The sequence below is a fragment of the Streptomyces sp. NPDC048506 genome (assembly GCF_040651315.1).
Classification (GTDB): Bacteria; Actinomycetota; Actinomycetes; order Streptomycetales; family Streptomycetaceae; genus Streptomyces.
The window spans coordinates 21,341-38,730 of sequence record NZ_JBEZIX010000058.1 but is presented as its reverse complement, the minus strand read 5'-3'; the positions used below and the strand labels follow the sequence as shown (position 1 = coordinate 38,730).

16 protein-coding genes and 1 pseudogene are annotated in these 17,390 nt (G+C 69.7%); 12 read left to right on the top strand and 5 right to left on the bottom strand.

Annotated features, from left to right (window positions below; all coding sequences use genetic code 11):
* Positions 1-51 precede the first annotated feature (51 nt).
* Entirely contained in the window at positions 52-462 is a 411-nt protein-coding gene (locus AB0C96_RS35345) for a VOC family protein (protein WP_362923318.1), read from the bottom strand.
* A gap of 273 nt (positions 463-735) precedes the next feature.
* On the opposite strand from AB0C96_RS35345, the gene AB0C96_RS35340 reads away from it, so the two are divergent.
* Complete coding sequence (locus AB0C96_RS35340) at positions 736-1,389, top strand: TetR/AcrR family transcriptional regulator (protein WP_362923356.1); 654 nt, start codon at positions 736-738, stop codon at positions 1,387-1,389.
* Positions 1,389-1,763: a VOC family protein gene (locus tag AB0C96_RS35335; protein WP_362923316.1), complete on the top strand. Its 375-nt coding sequence runs from the start codon at positions 1,389-1,391 to the stop codon at positions 1,761-1,763. Before AB0C96_RS35340 ends, AB0C96_RS35335 begins: the two co-directional genes overlap by 1 nt.
* Before the next feature lie 27 nt (positions 1,764-1,790).
* On the opposite strand, the gene AB0C96_RS35330 is transcribed toward AB0C96_RS35335, so the two are convergent.
* Positions 1,791-2,783 carry an aldo/keto reductase gene (locus AB0C96_RS35330; RefSeq protein ID WP_362923314.1) on the bottom strand — a complete coding sequence of 331 codons (993 nt, stop codon included), beginning with the start codon at positions 2,781-2,783 and terminating at the stop codon, positions 1,791-1,793.
* 341 nt (positions 2,784-3,124) lie between these two features.
* Here AB0C96_RS35330 and AB0C96_RS35325 point away from each other — a divergent pair, with 341 nt between their 5' ends.
* Together AB0C96_RS35325 and AB0C96_RS35320 are read left to right on the top strand one after the other, a co-directional pair.
* The gene (locus tag AB0C96_RS35325; protein WP_362923312.1) at positions 3,125-4,114 is read left to right on the top strand and encodes a putative protein N(5)-glutamine methyltransferase; all 990 of its coding nucleotides are present in this window, start codon (positions 3,125-3,127) and stop codon (positions 4,112-4,114) included.
* A 114-nt stretch (positions 4,115-4,228) separates the two neighbouring features.
* Positions 4,229-5,134, top strand: coding sequence for a maleylpyruvate isomerase N-terminal domain-containing protein (locus AB0C96_RS35320; RefSeq protein WP_362923311.1), 906 nt, complete (start codon positions 4,229-4,231; stop codon positions 5,132-5,134).
* Positions 5,135-5,180: 46 nt separating this feature from the next.
* Here the strand turns inward: AB0C96_RS35320 and AB0C96_RS35315 are convergent, their stop codons facing one another.
* Positions 5,181-5,969: an amidohydrolase family protein gene (locus tag AB0C96_RS35315; protein ID WP_362923309.1), complete on the bottom strand. Its 789-nt coding sequence runs from the start codon at positions 5,967-5,969 to the stop codon at positions 5,181-5,183.
* 164 nt (positions 5,970-6,133) lie between these two features.
* Here AB0C96_RS35315 and AB0C96_RS35310 point away from each other — a divergent pair, with 164 nt between their 5' ends.
* From AB0C96_RS35310 to AB0C96_RS35280, 7 genes and pseudogenes are all read left to right on the top strand, one after another.
* Complete coding sequence (locus AB0C96_RS35310; protein ID WP_362923307.1) at positions 6,134-6,490, top strand: MerR family transcriptional regulator; 357 nt, start codon at positions 6,134-6,136, stop codon at positions 6,488-6,490.
* Between the two features lie 180 nt (positions 6,491-6,670).
* A complete protein-coding gene (locus tag AB0C96_RS35305) occupies positions 6,671-6,826 on the top strand; it encodes a hypothetical protein (RefSeq protein ID WP_362923305.1) in 156 nt (51 codons plus the stop codon).
* A gap of 712 nt (positions 6,827-7,538) precedes the next feature.
* Entirely contained in the window at positions 7,539-10,346 is a 2,808-nt protein-coding gene (locus AB0C96_RS35300; protein ID WP_362923303.1) for a hypothetical protein, read from the top strand.
* A gap of 33 nt (positions 10,347-10,379) precedes the next feature.
* Positions 10,380-10,541, top strand: a pseudogene (locus AB0C96_RS35295) (IS630 family transposase); the annotation flags it as partial.
* Positions 10,542-11,318: 777 nt separating this feature from the next.
* Complete coding sequence (locus AB0C96_RS35290; RefSeq protein WP_362923301.1) at positions 11,319-11,765, top strand: helix-turn-helix transcriptional regulator; 447 nt, start codon at positions 11,319-11,321, stop codon at positions 11,763-11,765.
* Between the two features lie 32 nt (positions 11,766-11,797).
* Complete coding sequence (locus tag AB0C96_RS35285) at positions 11,798-12,409, top strand: hypothetical protein (protein ID WP_362923300.1); 612 nt, start codon at positions 11,798-11,800, stop codon at positions 12,407-12,409.
* A 186-nt stretch (positions 12,410-12,595) separates the two neighbouring features.
* Complete coding sequence (locus AB0C96_RS35280) at positions 12,596-12,937, top strand: DUF2516 family protein (protein ID WP_362923298.1); 342 nt, start codon at positions 12,596-12,598, stop codon at positions 12,935-12,937.
* A 49-nt stretch (positions 12,938-12,986) separates the two neighbouring features.
* Here the strand turns inward: AB0C96_RS35280 and AB0C96_RS35275 are convergent, their stop codons facing one another.
* Both AB0C96_RS35275 and AB0C96_RS35270 read right to left on the bottom strand, forming a co-directional pair.
* A complete protein-coding gene (locus AB0C96_RS35275) occupies positions 12,987-14,321 on the bottom strand; it encodes a SpoIIE family protein phosphatase (protein ID WP_362923296.1) in 1,335 nt (444 codons plus the stop codon).
* Between the two features lie 325 nt (positions 14,322-14,646).
* Entirely contained in the window at positions 14,647-15,720 is a 1,074-nt protein-coding gene (locus AB0C96_RS35270) for an NlpC/P60 family protein (protein WP_362923294.1), read from the bottom strand.
* Positions 15,721-16,204: 484 nt separating this feature from the next.
* On the opposite strand from AB0C96_RS35270, the gene pstS reads away from it, so the two are divergent.
* On the top strand, positions 16,205-17,329 hold the full coding sequence (pstS, locus tag AB0C96_RS35265; RefSeq protein WP_362923293.1) for a phosphate ABC transporter substrate-binding protein PstS: 1,125 nt from the start codon (positions 16,205-16,207) through the stop codon (positions 17,327-17,329).
* The last annotated feature ends 61 nt before the right edge of the window (positions 17,330-17,390 follow it).

Below are 17,390 nucleotides of genomic sequence, written 5' to 3'. Positions count from 1 at the left end.
AAGCTCGTCCGGGACTCAGCCCTCCATCGGAGCTCAGCCCTCAGCCGGAGCTCAGTCTTCAACAGGCCGCTCCTGCAACGCCCAGCCGTTCCCGTCCGGGTCGCTGAAGTAGACGAACGAGTTCCACGCCCCGCCGGGGCCGTCCGCCATCCCCCCGTCCTCCAGGTGCTGTACGGGGCCGGCCGGGACGCCCCGTTCGATCAACTGGGCTCGCGCAGCCGCGATATCGGACACCACCAGTTGCAACCCCTGCACGGATCCCGGCGGCACGTCCGTGACGCCGGCGCCCGCCCCGATGACGATCGAGCAGTCCGACCCGGGCGGCGTCAGCTGGACGATGCGCGCCGCGTCGCCGATGCACATGTCGTGATCGACGACGAAGCCCACCTGCTCGCTGTAGAAGCGCTTCGCCCGCTCCACGTCGGACACCGGAATCGGCACCAGTTCGAGCTTCCAGTCCATGGCGCGCCGTCCTTCCGTAAGAGCGACGGCCCCTGTACAGCGACCGTCGGCACCGGCCTGGTCCGCGCTGCACGCGCTCTGCTGCACAAAGTCTAGGGAGCACGGGACGGATGCGCTCAGGGACGGATGCGCGGAGGGGCGGATGCAGGGAGGGGCGGATGCGCCGACCCATTGACGGAGTGAGTACTCACTCCGTACCGTGGAGCCATGACACCACCATCCGCTCAACCTCGTCGACGCGCCCCCGGCATGAGCGTCGAGGAGCGCCGAGCCATGATCGTGGCCGCCGCGCTACCGCTCGTGGCGGAGTACGGCGCGGCCGTCACCACCAGCCAGATCGCCCGCGCCGCCGGCATCGGGGAGGCCACGATCTTCCGGGCCTTCAAGGACAAGGACGAGGTGCTGGACGCCTGCATCGCCGAGGCGACCGGCACCAACCACATCCTGCGCGAGCTCGCCACCATCTCCCTGGACGAGCCGCTCACCGTCCGGCTCACCGAAGCCGCCGAGGCGCTGAACGCCCACATGGCGCGCATGGGCACCGTCATCGGCGCCCTGCACGCCTCCGGTCACCTGCGTGGGCGCGGGCCCGGAGCACGGAGCTCTGGTGACGGGCCGCCGCCGGACGCCCGTGCGCAGTCCTTCGCGGCGCTGAGCAACGCCGTCGCCGAGCTGATCGAACCGGACCGGGCCGCCTTCCGCTTCGCCCCCGAGAAGGTCGCCGCCACCTTCCTGAGCCTCCTCTTCACCCTGTCCCAGACCCGGCTCGCCCAGGCCGGCGCCCCGCTCACACCGCAAGAGCTCCTCGACACGCTGCTGCACGGCGTACTGGAGCACGACGCGGCGGAACGGGGCGTGGCGGAACGGAGCCTTCCCGGCCACGGCCCGCAACCCGACGTCCTCGATCAGCAGCCCGGGAGTGCCTGATGCCGGTATCCCTCAACCACACCATCGTGCCGGCCGCCGACCACCGTGCCGCCGCCCGCTTCTTCGCCTCGGTCATGGGTCTCCAGGAACTCCCGCCGGCCGGCCGTCTCGGGCACTTCGCCCCGGTCCGGGTGAACGACTCGCTGACCCTCGACTTCATGACCGTCCCGGACGCCGAGGGCCACCACCTCGCCTTCGACGTCGACCCGGCGACGTTCGACGCCATCCTCACCCGCATCCGGGACGCCGACATCCCCTACGGCAATGCCCCCACCACCCCGGACAACGGCCGCATCGACCATCCCCTGTGCGCCCGTGGCCTGTTCTTCAGCGACGACTCCGGCAATCTGTACGAGGTCATGTCACCGGCGTGACGCCACCCGCACGTCTCGGCTCGGGGCTCAGCGGTTGACGAACGTCAGGCTCACCTCGTCGTAGCGCGTCCCGGCTATCTGGGCGACCGGGGCGGCCGCGTCGATCGCGGCGAGTTCGTCGGCGGTCAACTCGATCGCGAGCGCGCCGAGGTTCTCCTCCAGGTACTTCTCCCGGCGGGTGCCGGGGATCGGTACGACGTCGTCACCGCGGTACTGCACCCAGGCCAGCGCGAGCTGGCCGGCGCTGACGCCCTTCTCCGCGGCGAGGTCGTTCAGCTTCTCGACGATGGCCAGGTTCTGCTCCAGGTTGCCGTCGGCGAAGCGCGGCTGGGTGCGGCGCAGGTCGGACTCGGGCAGCCCCTCGACCGAGGTGTAGCGGCCGGTCAGGAAGCCGCGCCCGAGCGGGGAGAACGGCACCAGACCGATGCCGAGTTCACGGCATACCGGAGCGATCTCCTGCTCCAGGTCGCGGGTCCACAGCGACCACTCGCTCTGTAGCGCGGCGATCGGGTGCACGGCATGCGCCCGACGCAGCGTCGCCGCGCCCGCCTCGGAGAGTCCGAGGTGCCGCACCTTGCCGGCCTCGACCAGTTCGGCCATCGCACCGACGGTCTCCTCGATCGGCACGTCGGGGTCGACGCGGTGCTGGTAGTAGAGGTCGATGTGGTCGACCCCGAGCCGGCGCAACGAGGCGTCGCACGCCTCCCGGACGTAGGCGGCGTCGCCGCGGATCACGACCTGCTCACCGAGCCGGTTGACGAATCCGAACTTCGTCGCCAGCACCACCTCGTCCCGCCGACCGGCGATGGCCCGGCCTATCAACTCCTCGTTGTGGCCCGCACCGTAGAAGTCGGAGGTGTCCAGCAGGCTCACGCCGAGGTCGAGCGCGCGGTTGATGGTGGCGATCGACTGTGCGTCGTCCGACTCCCCGTAGCCGTGGCTCATCCCCATGCAACCGAGCCCCTGCGCGGAAACGACCAGCTCGCCGAGCTTGCGCGAGGGAATGTTCGTCGTGGTCATGCTGCTGCCTCCTGAACCGGGCCATCCTGGAATCCCGTTCGAGACGGTATGAGTTGGAGTGCGCTCGAAGTCAACAAGGTTTCAGGGAGGCCGGACGACCGGGGATTGAGGAGGCCGGACGGCTGTGGAGTGCTGCGGGACAGTTCCGGTCCTCGGACGCGCCATCGCACCCCAGGTCAGGTACTGTTGCGGTCCCAGCAGTGGCCCGTTCGAGGAGGTGAGACCGATACCCCGCCAGACCAGGCAGGCGCTCCCGTCTCACGCCGTACGGTCCACCCGATCCAGGTGACCGTCCGGCACGGGTGACCCGGGAAGCGCCCTCGGCGCCCCGAAAGGCTCACATGTCGTCACCGCACTTCCCTTCAGCGCAGTTGCCTTCAGCGCAGTCGCCATCAGCGCAGATCCGTTCACCCCGGTCCCCGCAGGGCGTCGCACCGCTGCCCCGTTCCGTCGTCGTCACCACGCTGCGCGCCGCCGGCTGCGTCTTCGCCGAGGACGAGGCCGAACTGCTCATCTCCACCGCCGGTTCACCGGGCGAACTCGCCGCCATGGTGGAGCGCCGGGCCGCCGGCCAACCCCTGGAACACGTCCTCGGCTGGGCGGAGTTCCACGGGCTGCGGATAGCCGTCGATCCCGGTGTCTTCGTGCCGCGCCGCCGCACCGAGTTCCTCGTGGGGGAGGCCATCGCGCTCGGCCGTCGAGGCGCGGATCGCCGCACCGACGAGATCGACCGCACCGGCCGCTCCTCCAGTCACAGCAGCCACACCGGCCACCCCGGCCGTTCCCAGGTCGTCGTCGACCTCTGCTGTGGCTCGGGAGCGGTGGGCGCCGCGCTGGCCACCGGACTGGGCGCCGGGCGGGAGCCGGTGGTCGAGCTGTACGCGGCCGACATCGAGCCCGCCGCGGTGCGCTGCGCCCGCCGCAACGTCGGCGGCCTGGGGGGCCGGGTCTACGAGGGAGACCTCTTCGGCCCGCTGCCCGACGGGCTCCGCGGCCGGATCGACATCCTGGTGGCCAACGTTCCGTACGTGCCGACCGAAGAGGTCGGGTTGCTGCCCCCGGAGGCCCGCGAGTTCGAGCCGCTGGTGGCCCTCGACGGCGGTGCGGACGGGCTCGACGTGCTGCGGCGGGTGACCGCTGCCGCACCGCAGTGGCTGGCACCGGGCGGCCACCTGCTGGTCGAGACGAGCGAACGGCAGGCTCCGCAGGCCGTCGAGGCGTTCGCCCGCAACGGTCTGCTCCCCCGGGTGGCCACCTCCGACGAGCTGTATGCCACGGTCGTCATCGGGACCCGGTCCGCCGAGCCGGACGGCGTCGACGGGGGCGGCTGAGGCGACCAGGGCGACTGGGGCCACGGGGGCGGCCGAAGCCACGGGGCGACGGCGGTTCCTCGCCCCACCCGAAAAGGCGCTGAAGGTCGGTCCGGCAGCCTCTACGGTGGCGGCATGCCTTCGATGAGCTATGACCGTCATTGTGCCGAAATCGTCGCGCAGGCCGCCCTGTTGACCTCACGTCTCGCGGACGCCGACCTGGCCGCGCCGGTACCCACCTGCCCGGGCTGGAACCTCGCACACCTGCTGCGGCATCTGGGCGGGGCGCACCGCTGGGTGGAGACGATCGTGCGGACCCGGGCGTCGGAGCCCGTGTCCGACGAGCAGGTCAACAACGTCTCCAGCGCCACCGACGAGGACCCCGCGGCGCTCGGTGCCTGGCTCACCAAGGGGGCCGAGCAGTTGGCGGACACCCTGCGGGAGGCCGGGCCCGAGACCGCGGTGTGGACGGTGGCGCCCGGCGGGACCCCGGTCTTCTGGGCGCGCCGGATGGTGCACGAGACGGTCGTCCACCGCGCCGATGTGACCTTCGCCGTCGACGCGAGCTCGTCGGCACGTCAGGGCCCGGCCGGCGGTGCGGAGTTCGGTGTCGCCGCGGACGTGGCCGCCGACGCGCTCGACGAGTGGCTGTCCTTCGGCCCCCTGCCGGAGGTCTTCGAGGCCGGGCCCGAGCTGCGCACGCTGATGTCCGGCGGCCGCACGCTGTCCTTCCGGGCCACCGACCTCGTCCAGCAGCCGGAGGCAGCGCGGGCGAACGGCCCGCAGAACGCGGCGGAGTGGCTGGTCGGCTTCGACGGCGACGCGCTCACCTGGCGCCGCGGTCACGCCGAGGCCGACGTCACCGTCCGCGGCCCGCTCGCCGACCTGGTGCTGTTCGTCTACGGGCGGTGCACCGCCCGCGGCTTCGCCGACGGTCCGGGACGGGTCCGCGGCCCCGGCGGCGATCGGGTCGAGGTGCTCGGGGATGCCGCGCTCCTCCGCGCCTGGCTCGACGCCACCAGCTTCTGGCTCAAGGAGTAGGCCGACTCTTCGGGGTCGAGGAGTGAGCCGACCCTGCTGGTTCACCTCAGCCGAGGCCGAGCAACTCGCTGAGGTTTCCGCCGAGCACTCTCTCGCGCACCTCGCCCGGTACGGTCACCCGCTCCACCGTCGCCCGGGCGAGAACCGGATCGCCGTAGGGGGCGTCCGAGCCGAACAGGGTCCGGTCCGGGATCTCGGTGATGGCCAGCCGGACCGCGAAGACGACGGTGGCGGTGGAGAGCTCCAGATACATGGTCGGGGTGTCGCGGACCAGCTCAACGGCCTGCATCCAGTTCAGCCCGCCGAGCTGGCTGATCACCAGCGGAACGGCCGGGTACCGGCCCGCGAGCGTCGCAAGGGTCCGCAGGTCGTCCACCGTGGTCGGGGCGAAACCGTGCACGACCACGGGCAGGCCCCCCTGATCGGCCGCTGCCCGTAGCACCGGCTCGATGGCCCCCGCCCGTCCCGGTGGCGGCGTCAGCTCGCCGATCCCGCGCATCCCGCGCCCGACGACCTCGCGCTCCACCACCTCGGCGATCTGGCCCGCCTCCAGGTCCAGCGGTACGGACGCGAACCCGATGAACCTCTCCGGGTGGGCGGCCAGCGCAGCGTCCAACTCCCGCCACGCGGCCCGGTACCCGTCGACGCCGTTGGCCCGGCCGCCGATGGCCTCGTCCAACACCGCCATCTCGTGGCGGAGCGACGTGAGGTCGGCGGCCCGCTCGGGGTGGGCCCGGGTCGCGAACAGCACCGCGCGGTCCACCCCGGCCTCGTCCAGCAGTCCCACGTGCGCCTCGACCGGATCGTGCACATGGCTGTGCGCATCGATGATCAACGATCTTCTCCCTTCCACGACGGCCGGCCAGGAATCCGGCCGGTCCGGTCACTGTTGCCCCCTGACACTGTTGGAAGGTCAAACCGCGGGCGGGGTCGCGTCAGGGAGGGCTCGCGCCGAAGGAGGGGCCGTGCTGAAGGAGGGGCCGTGCTGAAGGAGGGGTCGTGCTGATCGGGGAGCTGTCCCGTCGTACGGGCGTCAGCGAGCGCCTGCTGCGCTACTACGAGCGGATGGAGCTGATCCACAGCGAGCGCCGCGCCAACGGCTATCGCGAGTACGACGACCGGACCGTGGTGACGGTGCGGAGCATCCGGGCGCTACTCGCCGCCGGCCTGCCCACCCGGCTGATCCGGCGGGTCCTGCCCTGCACCTCCGACGGAGCGACGGTGCGCCCCTGCCCTGGCGTGCTGGACGGTCTCCGCGACCAGCTGGACGTGCTCGACCGGCGCGCCGCCGACCTGGAGGCGGCCCGCCGCCTGCTGCGCCGGACGATCGCTGCCACCGAGGAACGCGCGGTGTAGCGGTGTTCGGCTCAAGCACTGAGCCTCAACCTGTGACTTAGCGCTTGAATTGGCCCCTTAGCGCTTGAGTCGGCCCCTGTGAGCGTCGGAGGTGGCCCGCTGTCCCGTCTCCGCTGAAGGTGAGCCAGTCTCGGTCTACCTGAACCATCTGGCCGTCCGTCTCGGTCAACCTTGCACAACGTGGCCAAGCACGGCTACGCGGCCGACCGAACCGAGGCCCGTCTCGGCCTCATCGCCTCCCATGAGACCGAGATCAACCGAAGGTGCACATATCGGCAGGCTGCTCTCTTCCCGAACATCGTCGAGGCCACCAGACTCTTCGCATCGCGCTTCTGACTCAGGAAGGCCCTTGGCGGCCCGAGGGAGATCGAGCACTTTCGAGAGGAGTTCGCGCGACGGCTTCCTGCCGAGCGGAGCCTGAGAACGAGCGCGATCCTATGGTTCGCACACGCGCTGACTGACGTCGCACAACGGATCGCGGAACAGCTCGACCAGGAAGAACGTCAGCTGATGCGGATCGCTGACTCGGATCAACGAAACTTGCTGCCCTACTTCATCAGGCGCCGGATCCTGCACCGCGCACCGTCCCACGCACGATGACAACCCATCGTGATCACGTGACGCATCCAGCCGTTTGACGGGAAGTGCGCGCGGGCTCCAGAGACACCTGGTTACTACAGCCCGGGTCGGCGCTCCTCGGGCCGATCTCTGGCATGGACCGTGAGGTAATCAGTGACCGTAGGGTTCAGGGAGCGGCAGGAACCCGCCACGTGGCGCGAACAAGCTTGTTTGAAAGGGGGATTGGGCTGGAAATTGGGAATGGGGAATCGGGACCATCACGCCACGACCCGGTGGGGTCGCCCGGTCCCCGGGACTGGGGGCAGATGTGGACGCACGGGACAGCGCATCAGTACCGTCCGAGCAACCACCTCCGCAACTACCGCTTCCCTCGTACCCTTCGTTCCCACCATTTCCCCCGCAGGCGCCGCACCTCTCGCCACCGCCAGCGAGCAGTCGGGCGTCCCGGGCGGCTGGAGCGCTTGTCCGGTTGATTAAGTCCAGTCGCTGGTACTGGAGTTGGGGCGTCCTGGTGCTGGTCATGGTGCTCGTCGCCGGTCTGATGACCTTTGTGCTCTGGCCGCGTGAGAAGACGCCCCCGCCCCCGCAGCTGGCCTCGGCGGCCACGAAGAGCCTGCGTGCCTGGCGCGGGGTCACCTATGCGGGGACCACGGTGGACGGCAACGGCGCGATCATCGGCTTCCGTCTGACGGTCGCCCGCGACGGCACTGCGTACGGAACCCTGAGCCGTGACTCGGGGGCGTACGCGGAGCTCGCCGTGAGCCCCAAGCGAACCCTTCTGCGCGGCAACAGCCAGTGGTGGTTCGAGCACGAGCCGGGCAGCGCCGAAGCACTGGCCAACATCTGGATGGCCGACCCGCCGCAGGGGGTGATCGGCCTGGCCGGGCTGTCCCGGATGGCTCCGACGGCGCTCGCCGAAGCCCTCTCGGGCAAGGACACCGACGGTCCGTCCGGGCGGCCGTCCAGGTGGCGCCAGAGCGGGGCCACGTCGGTGAACGGCCGTCCGGCGAAGGTACTGACCGACGGCACCCTGCGCATCGTGGTGAGTGCGTCCCCTCCGTACCGGCCGCTCTCGGTCGGCCTGCCGGGTTCCGCTGGATCTCAAGGAGCCGCCACACCCGAACCTGCGCCGGACGCCTCGGATGCGCGCACTGCCGTCTTCCGCTCCGGCCCGCAGGACAGTGCCGCACGGTCCGCGGGCCATGTGCAGTCCGCAGGTCACGTGTCGGCGGCGGCCGGTGAGCCCGCGCCCGCCCCGGCCCTGTCGTCCGCGGTCAGCGAGCCCGACGAGGCCCAGGTGCAGAGCACAACGGAGAACGTACGCCGGGTCGGCACCTCGCACGAGCAGGCCGAACCACTGAGCCAACGTGTGGCGGCCCAGACGGACGTGGCCGTACAGCTCTCGACATCGTTCTGCAGCACTCCGAGCTGCCCGGCCACCGTGAACGTGACCAACCAGGGCACCGCTCCGGCCAGCGGCACGGTGATAGTGACCGTAGCCGGACAGACGCCCCTGAACAGTCCTGTTTCCGTGCCTCCCGGCGGAAACCGCACGCTGACGACGGCGGCGAGGAATGTGGCACCGCCCGGCCAGACGATCCGGGTGAACTGGTCCGCGGTCTTCTACGAAGCGAGCGTCATGGGCGACGACCCGGCGCTCGTCAAAAGGCTGATGGGCCGCGGCTTCAAGCTCAATGAGCCACTGGGCAACCAGCGGGCCAACGACAGCAAGGGCAAGCCCGTCCTGCAGCTCCTCGACGCCATGACGGCCGACATCGGCCCGCGGACCAGCCCCGAGGTCCGCGAGAGTCGGCTCAGCAATGTCGGCAAGACGGTGGCCAATCTGAAGCAGCAGGGAGCGTTCGAGCCGTTCTACGACCTAGCCGTGAACACCGACAACCTGAGAGTTGCCGGCGAGAGCGGCATTGCCGAACTGGCAGCCAAGACAGCCCAGCTCTCCGTCTCCGACCGGCGGACGCTGCAGTATGCGAGCGATCTGGCGCGCGCGGGGAACAAGGTCGTCTGGGGCAACACCTACAAACCCGAGGGTTCCACGGACGGGTACAAGGCCGACCTCCAGAATCTGACTGGCAAACAGACCATCCAGCGCAAGGCCGTGTCCGGGGGCACGGACGCGGTCGTGAACAACTTCGCGGCGGCGATCAACGAGCTCTCCGGTACCGGGGTGGTCCCGCCCGGCTTCGACAAGGTCGCCTGGATCGACATCGACCCGAACGCCTCCACCGTCCTGGCCGGCAGTGACCGGCAGGCGCTGGCGAAGGAGTTCAAGAAGCTCAAGCTCGACAAGTACTGCAACGGCGCGGGTGGGCCCGCTTTCGACGCGGCCGTGTTCACCACCTATCCGCCCGGCCCGGACGGCACCCCGCAGCGTACGAACAGCGTGTTCACCTGCAACGAACTGCTGAGCAGTGCCGTCGACCACCACAAGTACATCCAGGACGAGATGGTCTGGAAGGCCAACAACGACCCGGTCTGGTACTCCGGCAACTACATCAGCGACGGCCGCCGAAAGAGCACGGCCACCACGGAGAACGGCGTCGCGCTGCCGGAACTCGCCAGGGACAACGAGAACCACTGGATCTCCAAGGACAAGCTGCCCTCGGCCCCCGGCGCGAAGCTGTCCCCCGCGAAGTCCTTCGGCCCGGGCTCGCTCGGTGACAGAAAACGGAGCAGCCTGCTCAACAAGATCGCTGACCATCGCAAGACGTCGGTGGATCTCACCAACGCGGAGCGGAAGTTCCAGAAGAATAAGAGCGCGGCCAATGGGCAGACACGCGACAAGGCATTGCAGCACTACCGGAAAGAACTAGGCGTCACGCCCAACAACAGCTCCATACCCGAGCGGCTCGGCGAGAGCGCGGCACGCTACCACGTCATTCCGGAGGAATTCCCGGGAGCCCAGTGGATACCCCTGCCCAAAACCCCCAATGGTGCGGATATGTTCGACCAGCTGTACCGGCTCAGGGACGGCACGCTGCTCATCGTCGAGGCCAAGGCGCCATCGAGCAACCCCGGCTGGCGTCAGGGGAAGGGCCGTTACAAGAACAAGATGGTCCAGCAGATGACCAGGGAGTACGTGGAGACGATCATCGAGGCGATGAAGGAGCGTGCGACGGACTCCCCGCGGGACGGCGAGCTGGCGCACGACCTGAAGGAGGCGCTGGACCAAGGCAAGCTCCGCTACGTCCTCGTGAAGGCAAAGGATGGCGGCAGCTCCTACGCGGGTGCCACCCTGCAGGAAAGCGTCATCTACTAGCCCGGCGCTGCGGGCAAGTTCTGGCTGCAATGGCGCGGCGTCCACCGCTCCGTCCAGGCCCTCGAACGCGACATCAGGGCATGGCTGGCCGATTGGAACGAGCACCCCAGGCCGTTCGTCTGGATGGAAACAGCCGACGAGATCCTCGACAAGGTCGCCGCATACTGCCACCGAATCTCCGACTCAGGTCACTAGACCGCGTTCCCTGCATCAACGTCCAGGGCGAGACGGAACGCGATGCGGTCCAGGGCAGCTCTGAGCTCTGCGTAGTGGGAAGACGGGCGGGGGCGAACGAGATAGGCGCAGATCTGGCTGCGATCCTTGACCCAGGCTGTCTCAGCTTCAACGTCGCCTCGGACTTCTGGGGGACGGGGGGCGAAGCGGAATTCTCCTTGCATGGCCGTAGCCCAGACGAAGGCAGTGGCAGCCAAGCGCCTGCGGTGATCGCTGATGGTTCCGAGCCGCCTGGGTGCGCAGTCCGGGGCGGTGCCGTTGGCCCGCCCGCCGGGTGAACCCGCGTACTGGCACCGAAGCGACCGTCGGGACACCGGCAAGATCCTGGACCGAGCAGATCACATCCGCCGCCGAGGTCTTCCACCACGCCGTCCATCGCCGGGCCCACCCAGCCTCCGTGTCCAGCCTCACGGCCACCGCCGGATCGATGACGTACGGCGCGACGAGGTCATCCAGGGCGCAGCTGTGCGACCACACCGGCCGGGACTCGATCTCCGGTGTAAAGACCGAAACCTTCATGTACCCAGCACAGCCCGCCCGCGCTGCGTTCTGTACGGCTTTACGCGAAGACCCAGCAGGTAGACGGGACGACCGCTACCCTGCGGGCCACCCCAGGCGCTCACACGGGCCAACTCAAGCGCTAAGGGGCCAACTCAAGCGCTAAGTCACATCAACCCCATGGACCACTTTTGCTAGCGCTTGCTTGCAATAGTTAGCACGAGGGTGCACCATCGACGCATGGCATCACTCAACGTCGGCAACCTCGGCGAGTTCCTGCGGGAGCAGCGGCGCACCGCGCGGCTGAGCCTGCGGCAGCTCGCCGATGCCGCCGGGGTGTCCAATCCGTACCTCAGCCAGATCGAACGCGGCCTGCGCAAGCCGAGCGCCGAGATCCTTCAGCAGCTCGCCAAGGCGCTGCGGATATCCGCCGAGACGCTGTACGTCCAGGCCGGAATCCTGGACGAGCGGCACGGCCTCGACGGCGCCGAGGTGCAGACCGCGATACTCACCGACCCGGCGCTGAACGAGCGACAGAAGCAGGTCCTGCTCCAGATCTACGAGTCGTTCCGCAAGGAGAACGGGCTCGTCGGCGGTGGCAAGGACGACGCTGCGAGCGGGCACGAGGACGGGCGCGGCACGGACCCCCGTGAGACAGAGGCCGACGGCGGCCCGCACGCCACCTGAGCAACCGAATCGTTTCCAGGAGGAAGAACGCCATGGCCATCAGCACCGATGACCTCCGCAAGGCCCTGACCGACACCACCCCCCTGTACGCGCTGGCCGGCACCGTCGACCTGGCCGCGGAGAAGCTCGGCGAGGTGCCGCAGCTCGTCGAGAAGATCAAGGCCGAGGCGCCCAAGCGCTTCGAGTCCGTCCGCAGCACCGACCCCAAGGACGTCCAGGCGCTGGTCGCCAAGCAGGCCAAGGAGGCCCAGGAGAAGCTGGCCGAGCTGCTGGACTCGCTCGACGGCGACTTCAAGAAGTTCCGCGACCGGACGCAGGAGCTGGCGCTCCAGGGCGTGGGCCGGCTCGCCGAGGGCGCCGTCCAGGTGCGCGAGGGCTACGAGGAGCTGGCCGAGCGCGGCCGGGGCGCGGTGGCGACCTGGCGCGGTGAGGCCGCCGAGCGCGCCGAGGACATCGCGGTCGCCATCGAGCCGGAGACGAAGCCGACCGCCAAGGGCGGCACCAGGACCGAGGTCGCCAACGGGACGAAGGCGGAGGTCAGGTCCACGCCCTCGTCCGAGGCCAAGGCGTCCGCGCCGAAGAAGCCGGTCGCGCCGCGCAAGCCGGCCCCGGCGAAGAAGAGCACCCCGCCGTCCGCGAAGTGAGCCGGATCACCCGCCACTGAGGGCGCCGATTCACCGGCCGGGCCGGGCACACTTGACGTGCCCGGCCCGTTGTCCGGGTACGGTGGGCCGCACGGGCGGCAGCCGCCCGTCGTCGGCCGACGGGCCGACAGACCGGAAATTCCGGCAGACCGATACGAGACGACCGGCGAACGGGCGGTGGACGGCGTGCTGATCTACGGGTTCCAGAGCATTCTGAGCTGGGTGCAGCTCGCCCTGGGCGTCTACGCCGCCGTGATGCTGATCGATGCGGCGATGCGCCGCGAGGACGCCTACCGCGCCGCCAGCAAGCAGACCAAGGGCATGTGGCTGATCTTCCTCGCCATCGCCACGGCGCTGCTCTTCATCCTGCCGTTCATGTCGTTCCTGCCGATCATCGGCATCATCGCGGTGATCGTCTACACGGTCGACGTACGGCCGGCGCTGCGGGAGGTCTCCGGCGGAAGCGGCCCGCGGCGCGGCGGCTCCAGCTCGGACGGGCCGTACGGGCCGTACAACGGCGGGCGCTGAGCCGGGCGGAGCAGGGGCCGCCCGGGTTGGTCCGGGCCGGCCGCTGCGGTCAGCGGCGGTCCAGCAGCAGGACGGCCACGTCGTCCGTCAGCTCGCCGCCGTTGAGGTCGCGCACCTCGCGGACCGACGCGTCCAGCAGGGCCTCTCCGCTCAGGCCCGCCGCCATCTGCCGGCTGACCAGCTCGACCATTCCCTCCTGACCCAGGCGCTGGTTGCCCACGCCGATCCGGCCCTCGATCAGGCCGTCGGTGTACATCAGCAGGCTCCAGGAGCCGCCCAGCTCGACCTGCCGGCGCGGCCAGCGGGCGTGCGGCAGCAGGCCGAGCGCCGGGCCGCCGAACTCGTACGGCAGCAGCTGGGGGTGCTCGCCGGCACGGGCCAGCAGGGGGGCCGGGTGGCCGGCCAGGGAGAGGCCGGCGTGGTGGCCGTCGGCGGAGATGTCGACGGTGCAGAGCGTCGCGAAGATCTCGTCGTCCGAGCGCTCGTGCTCCAGCACCTTCTGGAGGGTGGCGAGCAGCTCGTCACCGGACAGCCCGGCGAAGGTCAGCGCGCGCCAGGCGATGCGCAGCTCGACGCCCAGGGCGGCCTCGTCGGGGCCGTGGCCGCAGACGTCACCGATCATGGCGTGAACGGTGCCGTCGGGGGTGCGGACGGTGTCGTAGAAGTCGCCGCCGAGCAGGGCACGGCTCCGGCCGGGCCGGTAGCAGGCGGCGAACCGCAGGTCGGAGCCGTCGAGCAGCGGAGTGGGCAGCAGGCCGCGCTCCAGGCGGGCGTTCTCCTGGGCCAGCATCCGCGACTCGGTGAGCTGGCGCTGGGCGAGGTCGGCCCGCTTGCGTTCGACGGCGTAGCGGACTGCGCGGCTGAGCGCCGACCCGTCCAGCTCGTCGCGGAAGAGGTAGTCCTGGGCGCCGACGCGGACCGCCTCGGCGGCGCGCTCGGCGTCGGTCTCGTGGGTCAGGACGAGGACGGCGTGCGAGGGCGCCATCCGCAGGACGCCACGCAGCATCCCCAGCTCGTCGGCGGGCGCGTCGGCGTGGGGGAGCTCCGTGCGCTCGTCGCGCCGTGCCGGGGGCAGGTCGAGCAGGATGCAGTGCACGTCGTCGGTGAGCAGCCGCTCGGCCTCGGTGAGGTTGCGGGCGGTGCGCAGGCGGACCTTGCGGCCCGCCCAGTCCCACACGTCGGGGACGTGGCTGTTGGGGTCCTCGCCGATGAGGAGCAGGGTCAGGCCCTGCACGGCCGGCTCCGGGTCGGCCGAAAGTCGCTCTTCGCCGACCCCCGCGACCGGCGTGCCGGCGACCTGCGCGGTGTCCGCGCAGACGTCGTCCACCGGTCCTGCCTGCTGCGGCAGCACGACCGTCCGCTGCTGCGGTACGGGTACGGGCATCGGTCTGCTTCCTTCCCTCCCCCCGAGGGGCTCATGGGCGCCGATCGGCGCCGTCAGGTCCGGCCGGCACCGTTCGCGGATCAATTGGAACGGGGCGTACTCCGGACACTGACAGGCGACCATAGCGCCAGTACGGAGAGGGATGGAATGGCCGACGGCATTCGGCCATCGTCATATGCCGCCCCCGATAAGCCATTTGACCTGGGGCGCGCCAAATGCGGAATGACGAACATCACCCCGCTTGAGTGCATTCCGCTACACCACGACAACCCTCAGATAGCAAACAATCCGGTCATTTATCGCCCGAGTGACCTGGGTCATGGTGTCAGCGGTCACCGTCGGGACGGACCACGCCGAGGATCGGCATCGAGCCGGCGCCGGTGATCGTCACCTGCCGGCCGGGCCGCGGCGCATGCACAATTGCGCCGTCTCCGAGATACATCCCGACATGGCTGGCATCGGAAAAGTAGATGATCAGGTCGCCCGGCCGCATGTCCTTGAGGTCGACGTGCGGCAACAGCCGCCACTGCTCCTGCGAGGTCCGCGGAATCGTCCGGCCACCGTGCTCCCAGGCGCGCAGGGTCAGCCCGGAGCAGTCGAAGGTGTCCGGACCCTCGGCGCCCCACACATAGTCCTTGCCGATCTGCGCGGTGGCGTACGAAATCGCCTTCTTGCCCAGCGCCGACGCTTTGCTGCCGATGTCCTTCAGAACACCCGAGTCGAGCCACTTCTGCTGCTGTCGGAATGCCTGTTCATCCTCCAGCTTGAGCAGTCGGGCCATTTCCTTCGCGGCCAGTCGGGATTCCAGCCGCTTTGCCTCGTCGATCTTTTTCTCGATGTCCCGTCGCGCGCCGTCCTTCTTCTTACGGTTCGCCTCCAGCCGTTCCCAGCGGTCGGTGGCGGCGTGCGAATAACTCTCCAAGTCGCCCTTGAGATTCGTGAGTTCGCTCACCACGCGCTTGGCGGCGAGCTGCCCTTTACGGGCCAGCGTGACATTGTCGAGGAAGGCCTCGGGGTCGGCATTGAGCACCAGCTTCGCCTCGACGGGCAGGCCGCCACCGCGGTACTGGGCACTGGCCAGCGCACCCGCCTGCCGCTTGAGGGCGGCCAGCCGGCGCTGGGTGCCGTCGATGCTGCGCGCCAGCTTGACGATCTCCTTCTGCTGGAGCTCGACCTGCTCCTCGGCGGCGTTGTAGGCGTCGGTGGCCTGCTCGGCCTTGTGATAAAGGGCGTCGATCTTCTTGCGTACGTCGTCGAGGTGCCGGGCGTCGGCGTCCGCGGCCGGGCTGCCGGGGGCGTTCGTGGGGCCGGCGGCGGGCGCGGGGTCGTCGGCGTAGGCGGTGCCCGCGGTACCTCCGAGCAGGCCCGTCGCGCACAGCACGACGGCGGTGCAGGCCACCAGGCGGCCCCCCTGGCCGCCCCGCACACGGCGCCTCGCGCCGCCCCGGCCCTGCGCCTGCGCCTCACCCCGTGCCTGCGCTTCGCCCCGTACCTGCGCTTCGCCCCCTAGGCCCTGAACGCCCTGCCGTGCCCCCTGGCTCCCCACCAGCCACCTCCGGTCGTTCCGCACCGATTCGCGTCGTATCCCGGCGCGGATGCTGCCATACCGGACGGTAATTCGACAGAGCGACGGGCCCTTTAGTACGAGCGGGCGAACACTTCTCACACCACACCCATCCGATGGCCGAGGTTCACCTTGCGTTCACTCTCCTCCATCGGCTGCTTCACCTGATCTGCCTAATTTCGGCCGTACCGAGTGCGCGCCATGCCCATGGGGGCGGCGCGGCACGGCTAGCTGACACCGCACCCCCACGGCGGACACCACCCACATCACCACTCAGCACGCCGATGATCCGGCGCGCCCCAGGAAGGAATTCCCGACAGTGAAGCTTCAGCGCAAGAACCGGGTTCGCGCCCTCGCCGTTGGCGCTCTCGCCGTCACCGGTGCCCTGGCCCTGACGGCGTGCGGGTCCGACGACACCACCGGCGGCAACGGTGGCGGCAGCTCCGCCAAGGCCTCGAACATCAAGTGTGAGGGCAAGGGCAAGCTGCTCGCGTCCGGCTCGTCCGCGCAGAAGAACGCCATGGACGCCTGGGTGCAGAGCTACTCCGGCGCCTGCAAGGACACCGAGATCAACTACCAGCCGACCGGCTCCGGCGCCGGCGTGACCACCTTCCTCCAGGGCCAGACCGCCTTCGCGGGCTCCGACTCGGCCCTCAAGCCCGAAGAGGTCACCAAGTCGAAGCAGATCTGCAAGGGCGGCCAGGCCATCGACCTGCCGATGGTCGGCGGCCCGATCGCGGTCGGCTACAACGTGCCCAACGTGGACAACCTCGTCCTGGACGCCCCGACCCTGGCGAAGATCTTCGACTCGAAGATCAGCAAGTGGAACGACGCCGCGATCAAGAAGCTGAACCCGGACGCCAAGCTGCCGGACCTCAAGATCCAGGCCTTCCACCGCTCCGACGACTCCGGCACCACCGACAACTTCACCAAGTACCTCAAGGGCGCCGCCCCGGGTGACTGGAAGCACGAGCCGGCGAAGAAGTGGGAGGGCACCGGCGGCCAGGCGGCGTCCGGCTCGGCCGGCGTCTCCTCGCAGGTCAAGCAGACCAGCGGCGCCATCTCCTACTTCGAGCTGTCCTACGCCACCTCCGGCAAGATCCCCACGGTCAAGCTGAACACCGGTGCGAAGGCGCCGGTCGAGGCGACGGTCGACAATGCCTCCAAGGCCATCTCCGAGGCCAAGCAGGTCGGCACCGGCAAGGACCTGGCCCTTCAGCTCAACTACACCACCAAGGCCGAGGGCGCCTACCCGATCACCCTGGTGACGTACGAGATCGCCTGCGACAAGGGCAACAAGGCCGAGACCCTGCCCGCCACCAAGTCCTTCCTGACCTACGTCTCCAGCAAGGACGGCCAGGCCGCGCTGAAGGACCTGGGCTACGCCCCGCTTCCCACCGAGATCGCCGACAAGGTCCGCACGACCGTCTCGTCGCTCTCCTGACCTACCAGGGCGGCGGACCCGAGTCCCCGCTGTACGGCCGAAAGGGGCCCCTGACCAGGGC

Coding starts and splice junctions, on each gene's coding strand:
- AB0C96_RS35345 (WP_362923318.1), bottom strand. CDS start 462: ATGGACTGGAAGCTCGAACTGGTGCCGATTCCGGTGTCCGACGTGGAG.
- AB0C96_RS35340 (WP_362923356.1), top strand. CDS start 736: ATGATCGTGGCCGCCGCGCTACCGCTCGTGGCGGAGTACGGCGCGGCC.
- AB0C96_RS35335 (WP_362923316.1), top strand. CDS start 1,389: ATGCCGGTATCCCTCAACCACACCATCGTGCCGGCCGCCGACCACCGT.
- AB0C96_RS35330 (WP_362923314.1), bottom strand. CDS start 2,783: ATGACCACGACGAACATTCCCTCGCGCAAGCTCGGCGAGCTGGTCGTT.
- AB0C96_RS35325 (WP_362923312.1), top strand. CDS start 3,125: ATGTCGTCACCGCACTTCCCTTCAGCGCAGTTGCCTTCAGCGCAGTCG.
- AB0C96_RS35320 (WP_362923311.1), top strand. CDS start 4,229: ATGCCTTCGATGAGCTATGACCGTCATTGTGCCGAAATCGTCGCGCAG.
- AB0C96_RS35290 (WP_362923301.1), top strand. CDS start 11,319: ATGGCATCACTCAACGTCGGCAACCTCGGCGAGTTCCTGCGGGAGCAG.
- AB0C96_RS35285 (WP_362923300.1), top strand. CDS start 11,798: ATGGCCATCAGCACCGATGACCTCCGCAAGGCCCTGACCGACACCACC.
- AB0C96_RS35275 (WP_362923296.1), bottom strand. CDS start 14,321: ATGCCCGTACCCGTACCGCAGCAGCGGACGGTCGTGCTGCCGCAGCAG.